At 39.7% G+C, this 11,910-nt stretch carries 9 protein-coding genes and 1 riboswitch; of the genes, 4 read left to right on the forward strand and 5 right to left on the reverse strand.

Annotation, left to right across the window (positions count from 1 at the left end):
* Positions 1–51 precede the first annotated feature (51 nt).
* Both mgtE and KI375_RS02385 read right to left on the reverse strand, forming a co-directional pair.
* A complete protein-coding gene (gene mgtE, locus KI375_RS02380) occupies positions 52–1,035 on the reverse strand; it encodes a magnesium transporter (protein WP_212971924.1) in 984 nt (327 codons plus the stop codon).
* Between the two features lie 323 nt (positions 1,036–1,358).
* A riboswitch (M-box (ykoK) riboswitch) is annotated at positions 1,359–1,525 on the reverse strand.
* A gap of 88 nt (positions 1,526–1,613) precedes the next feature.
* Positions 1,614–2,588, reverse strand: coding sequence for a D-alanyl-D-alanine carboxypeptidase family protein (locus KI375_RS02385; RefSeq protein ID WP_212971925.1), 975 nt, complete (start codon positions 2,586–2,588; stop codon positions 1,614–1,616).
* Between the two features lie 693 nt (positions 2,589–3,281).
* Between KI375_RS02385 and KI375_RS02390 the strand changes: the two genes are divergently transcribed.
* The 3 genes from KI375_RS02390 (at position 3,282) to KI375_RS02400 (ending at position 5,643) form a co-directional block, all read left to right on the forward strand.
* Positions 3,282–4,817, forward strand: a complete 1,536-nt coding sequence (locus tag KI375_RS02390) for a glycoside hydrolase family 10-like protein (RefSeq protein WP_212971926.1) — start codon at positions 3,282–3,284, stop codon at positions 4,815–4,817.
* A 104-nt stretch (positions 4,818–4,921) separates the two neighbouring features.
* Complete coding sequence (locus tag KI375_RS02395) at positions 4,922–5,350, forward strand: GNAT family N-acetyltransferase (protein WP_212971927.1); 429 nt, start codon at positions 4,922–4,924, stop codon at positions 5,348–5,350.
* Between the two features lie 155 nt (positions 5,351–5,505).
* Entirely contained in the window at positions 5,506–5,643 is a 138-nt protein-coding gene (locus KI375_RS02400; protein WP_212971928.1) for a response regulator, read from the forward strand.
* A 376-nt stretch (positions 5,644–6,019) separates the two neighbouring features.
* On the opposite strand, the gene KI375_RS02405 is transcribed toward KI375_RS02400, so the two are convergent.
* The 3 genes from KI375_RS02405 to KI375_RS02415 form a co-directional block, all read right to left on the reverse strand.
* Entirely contained in the window at positions 6,020–6,781 is a 762-nt protein-coding gene (locus tag KI375_RS02405; RefSeq protein ID WP_212971929.1) for an SDR family oxidoreductase, read from the reverse strand.
* A gap of 116 nt (positions 6,782–6,897) precedes the next feature.
* Entirely contained in the window at positions 6,898–7,536 is a 639-nt protein-coding gene (folE, locus tag KI375_RS02410; protein WP_212971930.1) for a GTP cyclohydrolase I FolE, read from the reverse strand.
* Between the two features lie 606 nt (positions 7,537–8,142).
* Positions 8,143–9,342, reverse strand: a complete 1,200-nt coding sequence (locus KI375_RS02415) for an MFS transporter (RefSeq protein ID WP_244852207.1) — start codon at positions 9,340–9,342, stop codon at positions 8,143–8,145.
* A 415-nt stretch (positions 9,343–9,757) separates the two neighbouring features.
* Between KI375_RS02415 and KI375_RS02420 the strand changes: the two genes are divergently transcribed.
* Positions 9,758–11,743: a methyl-accepting chemotaxis protein gene (locus tag KI375_RS02420; protein WP_212971932.1), complete on the forward strand. Its 1,986-nt coding sequence runs from the start codon at positions 9,758–9,760 to the stop codon at positions 11,741–11,743.
* The last annotated feature ends 167 nt before the right edge of the window (positions 11,744–11,910 follow it).

Genomic DNA, 11,910 nt, shown 5'->3' on the forward strand with positions numbered 1-11,910 from the left:
TGTCTTTTTTAGGTTTGAATTACAGCAAAACCGCTAAAATGAATAGACTTTTCACATAATCCTTGTAATAAACATCGTGGCAATGCCAAAGTAAATAAGCAAGGATAGAATGTCATTAATCGTCGTAATTAGCGGACCAGAGGCAACAGCTGGATCTGCTTTACACTTATAAAGGATAAGCGGAATAATCGTTCCAGCAAGTGTCCCGATAATCAGCGTAGCCAAGAGCGAGATACCCACAACAAATCCAAGCATCAAGCTTCCTCTCCATACATAGGCGACAATCGCAATAATAATCGCGCAAGTAAGTCCAATAATAATTCCGACAAGTAATTCTCTCCATAAAAGCTTAGTAGCCTTTTTCAAATCGAGTTTTTCTGATACAAGTCCACGAACGACAACGGCAAGTGATTGTGTGCCAGTATTTCCGGTCATTCCCGCAATCATTGGCATGAAAAAGGCAAGGGCGACCACTTTTTCTAATGTTTCTTCAAAACTTTCAATGATTCCCCCAGAAATTAGTCCAATGAATAATAATAAGATGAGCCACGGTAACCTTTTACCAGCTGCTACGATCGGACGGGTTTGAAAATCAATTTCCTTGCCAGATGCCGTAAGCTTCCCAATATCTTCATCTGCCTCCTGATGAATAACATCAATAATATCTTCTACATGGATAATCCCCATCAATTGTTTCCATTTATTAACAACGGGAATCGAAACAAGATCTTTATCTCGAAAAACTTTGGCTGCTTCTTCTTGGTCCAAATCTGCTGAAAAATAAACAAGATTCTTTTTCATAATATCCGCAAGCCCTTCTGTATTGTTTGCGGCTAATAATTCACGTACCGATAATACTCCTGTTAACTGTTGATCGGCATCAATCATATAGACATAATGAATATTTCTTTTTCCTTGTACTTGTTCTCTTAAATGAAGGATAGCTTGCTCTACTGTACAGGATTCTTGTAAAGCAACGTATCCTTGTTTCATTAATGTGCCCGTTGTTTCGTGCTCATAAATGCTGTGGTCCATATTGAGAACCTCCTTCTAAAGATGCTTTCCCCAAGGTGAGGGGATGTTGTTTTTATTTTTTATGCACCTACTCCCGGGGGGCTCAGTCATCCCCACCACCTCCTTTCATCTTAGAAACAAAATCCTCACAAGCGCTTTTTTCCCTAAAGCTAAAACTTCTCAAAAAACGAAAAAAACACCCCTCTACAAAGAAGGATGTTCAACATTCTAGCATGCGCGATGCAGATCACTCAGGTGAAGCGACAGGACGTACTAGTGAAGGCGACGTCGTGCCTGAATCCGCCGCAAAAAGCAGCATATTTAGCCTGAGTTCACTTATAGTGAATAAACCTCCTTCGCAGAGCTTTAGCACTATGTGGCATAGGATTATTTATCCAGCTACATTAAAAACCACCTTAAGTCGATGGTTCCTGTTGACCCATTGGAGTCTTTCGACATTTCTGGGCAGCAGCGTTTCTCCACATAGGAGCCTCACCTAGCGAGGAATTCGTATATGATTATCTTTATCTAGTCTAATAGCCATAGGCAAGATTGTCAAACCCTTTAAAGTCTCATATTGTTCACGTACAAAAAAATGCTTATATTCCCATTAAAGAAAATGCTGCATCATACAGTTTCGTTGTTTCCGTAAAACGAGCAGTCAATGAATCGGTTCCCATTACAACTGAGATGAGTCTTGTACCCTCTCTTTCCACTGTGCCAATAAAACAATAACCCGCTTCATCAGTAAAGCCTGTTTTTAATCCATCCACTCCAGCATACTCAAGACTAGATCCTCCTCCAGGGAGCAACAAATTCGTATTTCCATAAGAATCTGAGCCAAAGGTCAATGTAGGCTTTTCTGCTGTTTGTAGGATTTCTGGATAGTTAATAAGCAAGCGTTGAGCCAAACGGGCGAGATCTTGAGCAGACATCTGATTGTCCTCATTCGCTTCTCCTGTTGACCGGTATTTCCCTAAGTCACGGTTGTTTAAGCCTGAACTATTCACAAAATGGCTTTGTTCCAATCCGAGTTGCTCAGCCCTTTCGTTCATAAGTTTTACAAATGCCCCTTCACTTCCCGCTACCGTTTCAGCCAAAGCAATTGCTGCATCATTGGCGGAATGAATGGCCATAGCATCAAATAATTCACGAACTGAATAGGTTTGCCCTTTTTGTAAAGAAACCGAAGCCAGGCCTGGTGATGTCGAAATCATCCATACATACTCACTTGGGGTAACAGATTGGTCCCAGCTTATTTCCTGACGCTCAATTGCTTCGAGTACAAGGAGTTCTGTCATGATTTTCGACATGCTTGCTGGAGGTAAGGCCAGATCCTTATTTTTTTCATATAATACATGCCCTGTATCCGCATCAAGCAACATCACGGCCTTTGCTTGGATCGCTAACTCTGGTAGTGTGATTCCTTCGGGCAGTGTTTTACTTAAATCACTTCTTTCTACGATTGAAAATGGAGTTGAGATTCTGCCTTCTGCTGAGCTATTCTGCTGAAAAAAGAAAAACCCAGTTCCCCCAATAATCAATACACCTATCATTATCATAAATCGTTTCATCTATATTCTCCTTGCTGTAGGGTAAATCCTATTTTAATAGAAAAAAAGCCTTATTCGAACATCCCTTTATATTACCATCTCTGTTTGCAGAAAAAAAGCACTAGCGCCTGTTTAGCGGATAGTATAGCGTAAACAATTCGTTACACACCTTCCTATGTATACTTTTTCTGCTTTTTGACTTGATTTTAGGTGCGTAGAACCTCCTACATGCCGTTTTTCTGCTTTTTGACTTGATTTTTGGTGCGTAGAACCCCCTACGAACCGTTTTTCTGCTTTTTGACTTGATTTTGGGCGCGTAGAACCTCCTACGAGCCGTTTTTCTGCTTTTTGACTTGATTTTAGGTGCGTAGACCCCTCTACGAACCATTTTTACGCTTTTCGACTTAATTTTAGGTGCGTAGAACCTCCTACGCACACTTTTTCTGCTTTTTGACTTGATTTTGGGCGCGTAGAACCTCCTACGAACCATTTTTACGCTTTTCGACTTGATTTTGGGTGCGTAGAATCTTTTCAGGAATTCTTTTCTCCACAGTAAGCCATTCTTAAACAAAGCGACTCTCTACTTTGCGAAACTCCTTATAAAAATCATATTCATACTACTATTTGTTTTACAAGAGTCATAGATATAGAAGAGGCTCGATAGGACAAGCATTCTATTATGATGAGCAAACATTTCAGAAGGGTAGGGAGAAAATGACGTACTTGAAATTTATGTTAGTAGGAATTCCTTTAGGTGTTTTATTGTTCACTAGTTTTAATCCCGTTGTTCAGGCCACCAATCAGACTCCAAAGAAAGAGATGCGGGCCTCCTGGATTTCAACCGTAACCAATATTGATATGAAGCCAGGAATGTCAAAGGCAGAGTATACGGCATGGGCAAAATCAACGATCCAAACGCTAGAACAGAAAAATTTTAATACGGTTATTTTTCAAGTAAAGCCGACCTCAGATGCTTTATATCCTTCAAAACTAGCACCTTGGTCTAGCTATATTACTGGAAATAAGCAGGGAACAGACCCAGGGTATGACCCCTTACAGATTATGCTAGATATTGCCCATGAACATGGGATGGAGTTACACGCATGGATCAATCCTTATCGTGTAACAATGGCAAGTCAAAGTTTGGAAGATTTGGCCACTGATAATATTGCGAGCCAGAATCCTGAATGGGTTGTGAAACATGGCGAGCAATATTATTTAGATCCTGGCCTCCCTGATGTTCAAGCTTATTTAATCGATACGGTAAGGGAATTAGTGACAAACTATGATGTGGATGCTGTGCATATGGATGATTATTTTTATCCAGGAGTAGATTTCCCCGATCAAAAAACGTATGAGGAATATGGGAGTGACTTTGCCGATATTGGAGATTGGCGTAGACATAATGTGAGTCAGCTTGTAGAGGACATCAATCAAATTATTAAAGCGATCAAACCTTGGGTTCAGTTCGGGGTTTCTCCAACTGGGATTTGGCGGAATCAAGCCGATGACCCGACAGGTAGCGCGACCAACGGGAATGCCCATTACGATCAATTATTTGCTGATTCACGACAATGGATTCAAGATGGTTCGATTGATTATATCACTCCGCAAATCTACTGGTCCCGACAGTTAGCTGTTGCCAGCTATTCAGTTCTATTAGATTGGTGGAGTAAACAGGTAGAAACACAAGCCAAAGTCCATCCTGTGCATCTCTATATTGGAATGGCCGATTATAAAGTCAATAATAATTTTGATACTGCTTGGGATAATCCACGCGAACTTCCAGAGCAAATTATCGATAATCGTGCGAATGGGATAGCAAAGGGACAAATGCATTTTACATTAAGAGATATTTTAAAAAATCCACTTGGCTATTTTGATATTGTCGAGGAAGAAATCTATACAGCAAAAGCTTTGACACCTGCTACTCCTTGGAATGGAAGCAACCAACCGAAAAAGCCGATAAATGTTGATGTGGACAAGCAAGGAAACTCTGTTAAAATAATGATCAATAATAAAAAGCGGACAGATGCTAAAAAATATGTTATCTATCGATTTGAAGGTAATAAGACGGGAGATTATCATAATCCAAAAAATATCGTAGGAATCATCTATGATCAAGAAGGTACAGCAACTTTCATTGATCAGGATATTAATCCTGACAAACGATATACCTATGGCGTTACATCGATTTCTCATACAGGTGTAGAAAGTAAAGATGCCAAAGAGAAAAAGACGAAGAAATAATTGGACCGCTAACAACCAACATACCATAGGAAATTCCAATTTCCCCCAAGGTAAAGCGGATCATATCCTCGGAATGATAGATTACAAAATGGAAGGTGCAGCCAATGACAGTAGAGATAAGATTAGCCACTGTAAGTGATTCTGGAGAACTTTCCATTCTCAATCAGGAATTCAATGGTGGTACTAGAAGACCCACTTTAAAAATTTCAGAAAGCCTTATAAAAAATAATGAGTTAGTGGCTGTAGCAATTAAGAATAACGAGTTAGTAGGATTTGCTTGTGCGCAAATCTCCACCTCCTTTTGTTATGAAGATCTATTTGGAGAAATAACTGAAATGTATGTAAAGGAAGTAGCTAGACATAAAAGGATTGCCACTTCTCTGTTAGAATTTTTAGAGAATAAGTTGCATGCCCATGGAGTGAAGGAAATAAAAATTTTAACAGGTGCGAAGAATGTTGGAGCTATCCGAACATATACCAAATCCAACTATATCACACAAGATGAAGTTGTTCTTTTTAAAGCGATCGATTAATGTTTCTCTTTCACACTTGATTCATTCCGGATCAAGTGTTTTTCTGTTGTTATAAACTTGGGATGGCATTTGAGCCTTACAAGAAAACAACTTATAATTGGAATCTATAGAGATGGCCAATATGAATGTGAGTGAAAATACAGGAGATTGATATCATGATGAAGCCTACTATTTTAATCGTAGATAATGGACACATTGATTTAGTGGTTTTAGGCATTATGATGCCAACTCTAGATGGTCTTGAGCAACTGAGCAAATCCGCGCAGAGTAGCAAATGCCGATTATCTTTTTAGATTCTAAACCTCTGACTTTGATAAAATTCACGGAATAACATGGATGGTGTCATTGTAACGCTTATCCAGACTAACCAGCTCTTTCAGAAGAAAAATAGCAACAGCGGATAGATAGGGACATCTGGATAAAGAAATGGGGCTGTCTTAAAGATCAAAAATCGCCAAAAAGGGCTCCCTTGCCGCAGGCCTAGGATCTTCAGCTGATACTATTCCCGCAGGGGTGTCGCCATTTTGGCGATTTTCTTAGTGTTTATTTAGTATATTTCCGGAGCGGGGATTCTTTGGTGAGAACACTCTTGTCCCGCCCTCCTTCTTTTTTCAGCCTTTTCTTCCAAACTGCTTTATATATATCCTGTAAACCAAGTCGAAAATTGGTCTAATTTCGATGACGATGTATCACTTCTATTCCACCAGTAGCAGAAAAGACACTTCCCGTAATCATATCAGAGTCGTCTTCACAAATAAATCCAATTAATCTAGCGATGTCCTCGCCTGTGCCCGAACGACCTACAGGTGTCTCTTGATCTTTTATTTGTCTTGCACTTTCAATAGTCGCTTCCTTCATTTCCCCGGTAATGTCTCCGGGACAAATCATATTCGCTGTAATTCCGGTTCCTGCTTCTTCAATGGCAATCGACTTGGTTAATGAAACAAGTCCGACTTTCGCTGCACTATAGGCAGATCGGTAAATCCAGCCAGGACTTTGCTCAGCATCTTGAAAGCCATACGTCACCATTCTGCCAAATTGTTGCTGCCTCATAATTGGGAGCACAAGTTTGGAAAAATGGAACACTGAACTTAAATTTCCCTCAATCATTTCATACCATTCATGGTCTTCATAATCAATTAATTTTTTCCGTTCAAAGATATAGGGCCCAGCATTGTGAATAAGATAGTCGATGCGCCCAAACTGATTCATTGTTTCTTCCACCATTCGGGTAATATCGGATTTTTTTGTGACATCCCCTTGAAGAAATAGAATTCGGTCTTCATACTCTTTCCATTCTTCCTGCAATTGTTCGACTCTTGCTATATCACTCCGGTAATTTATTGTCACAGAGCAACCTTTTTTTAAAAAGTGTTCTGTGACCTTTCTTCCAATCCCTTTAGAGCCTGCTGTAATCATTGCATGCTTCAACGAATCCACCCCAAACTCACATTTTACTGAATTCTTATGCTCCCCCAGTAAGGCTTTATTCCAAAATCTTTAAAGTGAAACTTCATGGGGTATTACTGTCCTTCATGCGGGATAAATTACTTATCAAGTAGAGACATGAATTCCTTCCGCAAATCAGGATTCTCAGCAAAGACTCCCCTTGTGGCTGTGGTCACCGTCATGGCATCTGACTTCTTAACACCACGTCCACACATACACATATGTTTCGCTTCAATCACAACTATCGCTCCTTGTGGTTGAAGGACCTCTTGCATTGCATCCACAATTTGATTGGATAAGCGTTCCTGCACTTGGAAACGTTTGGCATAACCATCTACCATACGAGCAATTTTAGATAATCCCGTAATTTTTTCATTTGGAATATAGGCAATATGAGCAACTCCAAAGAAAGGAGCAAAATGATGTTCACACATAGAATGGAATTCAATATCCTTAACCATGATTAGTCCATCATGCTCTACATCAAAGACCTTTTCCAAATGGTGTTTCGGATCTTCTCGATTCCCCTCTGTATACTCAAGAAAAGCCTTCAACACTCGAAATGGTGTCTCTTCTAAGCCTTCCCGATCTGGATCATCTCCGCAAAGCTCAATGAGGTCGCGCATCGCTTCCATATAATTCTCAGATTTCTGTACTTGTTTCTCAATCCCTAGTTCATCACCAAAGCGATCGATTAATTCTTGAACAATGACTCTTTTTTTATCCGTTGTAGACATCGTGTTATACCTCGTTTCTATGACACATAACGAAATGTTATGGATATTTTAACCCGGTGTAATCGTTCGTATGACCCCTGCTGGTGGCAGTCTTGTTTTATAATAAATATTATTTAATATTGATTTTACGTACATATCTTAGCATATTAATCTATAATCGAAAAGTCAATTTTCTTTCTCTTCCTTAATACTATATCATTTCCCAAAAAGCAATAATATCCCTTATTAATATAGGTAGGGAAAACATCTTTCAGAGTAAAAATAGCAATCGTACACAATCATCCCTGCACCTAGTAAGGCTGTTTTTTATCACAGCTTGAAACCAAATTCTCATTTACAAAATAAAGTGAAACTTCATTCAGTGGGGTTTTTTTCATCCCCCACTGAATGTTAAGGATCAAAGGCTAAATTCGCAACATCCTGTTGGCAGACTCAAACGCGACGTCCTGTCGCTTCGTCTGCACTAGTCGCTACGCCTTTGTGACCTGCGTCCTGCAGGGCTGAACCAATCGGGTATTTGACTTTCAGTTGTCCCCCACTTACCATTCTCGTTTTTACCTCGAATTCTTGAAGTGGGGGTCTTACTGCCAGTTAATTCGGGATAAACTAGACAACATCGGCCTGTTCTTGGTTTAAGATCTGCCTACGCTTCTTATTGATCACTAGGTGAATGGAGAGATAAATCACTAATAATACCGCAATCGTGATAGCGGCTACGCCATACATGGAATGATAACCAATAATCCCTGCAGTACGCCCTAAAGCAAAGGCCCCAATCGCTTGCCCTAAATCCATAAAGCTTAAAGACATGGCGTTAGCTGTCGCTTTCTTTTCTGTAGAAACTTGACTCACAGCCCAAGCCTGGAAGGTTGGCTGCATTACACCATAAGCAAATCCATAGAAGATTCCTGCGAAGACTAGAGTATACATACTCCCCATTTTTGCAAGGAGAACCAACCCAATTATTGCTGCAAAGCTAGCAGGATATATAAGATACTTATGCCCAAAGCGATCAAAGATAATGCCTGAGAATGGCCGGGTTGCTACAAGCATAATAGCAATGAATAAAAAGAAAATCGAAGTTTGCCCACCTATACCTGATACTTCTCCTAGACCATCAAGAAAATTGACGACACCGGCAAACGTAATATAAAACAACATAACGAGAAAGCACGGTAAAAAGGCTTTTCGATCAAAAGCCGCTTGCATAATGGTGGCTTTTGGCTCATCATTCGCTTTCACAAGAATCGGCGGACTTTTAACCCAATAGCTTGCAAGCCAAACGAGTACAAGCATAAGGAATGAGAATACTAAAACAGTCTTAAATGAGAATGAGTGGATCATCGAAATGGCCATCATCGGCCCTAATGTAGAGCCAATACTTGTCGACATACCAAAGTAACCAATCCCCTCTCCCAGTCGTGACGAGGGAATTAAATTTGTAGCCAAAGTAGCAAACAATGTTGTAATAAAACCAAATCCAATCCCTTGCATCACACGTAATAGAATTAGTAATCCAAGCGACGTCGTAAAATAACTTAACACAACCATCGCAACCGTAAACAGAATCGATCTGATTAACCATTGCTTCATATTAATTTTAGGTATGACCACGCCAATAAAGGGGCGGGATAAAACCGCAGCAAGCATAAAGGCTGTTGTCATTAATCCTCCGCTCGCTGGATCTTGCGTCATGTTTGCTACATAAATGGGAAATCCGCCTAATAGTGATTGCATACTAAGAAAAAAGAGAATTGTCATGCTGATCACTAATATATATTGCTTGGTCCATAACTTTTCCTTCATTGTCTCCAAATAAATCCTTCTTTCTAAAAGAAAAATCACCAGCTTTATCTGATGTTTACTTTTCCTAAACCACGAAAAAAACTTCTGCCCAGACGAAAGAAGTTTTGTTTCCATGACTATTTTAGAAAAGCGCAAACGTCCGTTTAGCGACGTACAATTTTTATATAAGGATTATGGATCAAAGGCTAAATACGCGCCGTCCTGGCGCAATGCCTTTGTGACCAACATCCTGTTGACCTCAATATCTCTATTATAATCCAATAATCCGGATAAGGAAAATGGAAATTATTTTTAATTAATATTTGTAAACCATTTCATTAAAAAATCCATTTTAAAAAGTTAAAAACGTGTCGATATACTACATTGTTCGGATTGATTACTAGTAAAATTCTAACAGCAAAAAAGGAGGAGTTTTATGAACAAGAAGAAACATACACGCATGACGTTTAAAATACGGGACAAATTAGCAATAGCCTTTGCACTGGTTTTAATCATCCCCAGTCTCACTATTGCTTTTACATCCTATGAAAGTTCCAAAAGGAATATTGAAAAACAGATCCTTGGCACGGCTCAAGACAATGTGGATACTGTTAGCCATTCTGTTGATCAGTTTATAGAGAAACAAATGGAAAACGTCAATTATTTAGCCAACACGTTTGTTGCTGGAGAAATCACTTCTGACGATCACGCCCAAACTAGGCAAGTACTGGATAAATTCCAAGCCTCAACAGAGGATGTTGAGCAAACCTATGTAGGAACAGAAACTGGGAAATTTATGAATGCTCCAACGACTTTCGAAAATCCCCCGGACTATGATCCACGGGAACGGCCTTGGTATCAACAAGCCATAGAGCATCCAACAGAAGTGATCATCACAGAACCATATGTTTCCCAGTCATCTAATCAAATGGTTGTAACATTAGCTAAGTCAACCGCTGATGGCAAGGGAGTTGCAGCCGTCAATTTAAAACTTGAAAGTCTGACAGAAATGATTAACCAAGTTAGCATTGGAAGTGAAGGTTATGTTTTCTTATTAGATACAGCGAGCCATTTTATTAGTCATCCAACAAGTGAGGCTGGTTCGGAAGCAACAGAGGACTTTTTTAAAAAGATTTATAAGAGCCAATCTGGTCATTTTTCTTATGAACTGGATGGGTATAAGAAACAGCTAGCCTTTACAACAAGTGAAGTAACAGGCTGGAAAGTTAATGGTACAATGTACCAAAATGAAGTAGATCAAGCTGTTCAGCCAATTTTTAGAACAACGGTCCTTGTGATTCTTATTTCAATCATTCTCTCTGCCATTGCAATTGTCTTTATCATTCGTTCGATCAACAAACCGATCAATACGCTTGTGACAGCAGCTACAGAGATTAGCCGCGGAAATCTTAGTGAAAATGTTGTTTTAAAAAGCGGCGATGAATTAGGACAATTAGCAGAGGCATTTAATAAAATGCGTACACATCTCCACCAAGTTATTTCTCAAGTTCGTGAGCAATCTAGTAATCTCGCTGCCGCCTCTGAACAATTAAATGCCAGTACAGAGCAAAACACATTGGCAACCGAGCAGATTTCTGCCTCTATCCAGGAAGTGGCGGCGGGAATTGAAAGTCAAACCAGTCGAATTGATCAAAGCTCACAAATGGCAGGAAGTGTATCCCAGTCTATTTCCCATATTGCGAAAGCTTCAGATGAAGTCGCCCATTCTGTCACCCAAACACAACCAATTATTGAAGCGGGGAAACAAGATATTGAGACATCTATTGGACAAATGAGTTATATTCATAATACAGTGAGTGAATTATCAACGAGTGTGAAATTACTTAATAACCGTTCCCAACAAATTAGCCAGATTGTTAATGTAATTACAGATATTGCAGAACAAACAAATTTATTGGCGTTGAATGCAGCCATCGAAGCTGCTAGAGCTGGTGAACATGGAAAAGGCTTTGCGGTTGTCGCTTCCGAGGTAAAAAAACTAGCGGAACAATCTGCAAGCTCAACTGAGGAAATTCGAAAGCTCATAAGCACGATCCAACAGGAAGTTCAACAAACTGTCAGCATGATGGAATCAGGAACAAATGAAGTAGATAAAGGGATTCATGTAGTGGAAAATGCTCACTCATCTTTTAACACGATCACTCAGTATGTGCAAAAGATGACGGCTCAAATGGCACAAATCACAACAAATATACAACAAGTCGCTACAGGCACAGAACAATTCACACATACATTTAAGGAAGTAGCAAGTGTAGCAGACACTACTTCAGCTGAAGCCCAAAACATGTCGGCTTCTACAGAAGAACAACTAGCATCCATGGAAGAAATTCGAGGCTCCTCAACCGCTTTAGCACAGATGGCAGAAGAGCTGCACGAGCTAGTCCAACAATTTAAATTATAGTATAGTGCCTGGCACTCCCCGAATTTTGTCGAAAGGGAGCCAGGCATTTTGTCTTTTTGCATGATATTCCTCTATACAGGGCCCCTCACACAATTAGGACCTCCTCCCTATTTTTTAATCCTTGGAAGATTTGATACAGTTAAAAAAACTGTTTTGAGAAAGGACAT

The organism is Bacillus sp. J14TS2 (assembly GCF_018333015.1).
Lineage (GTDB): Bacteria > Bacillota > Bacilli > Bacillales > Bacillaceae_C > Lederbergia.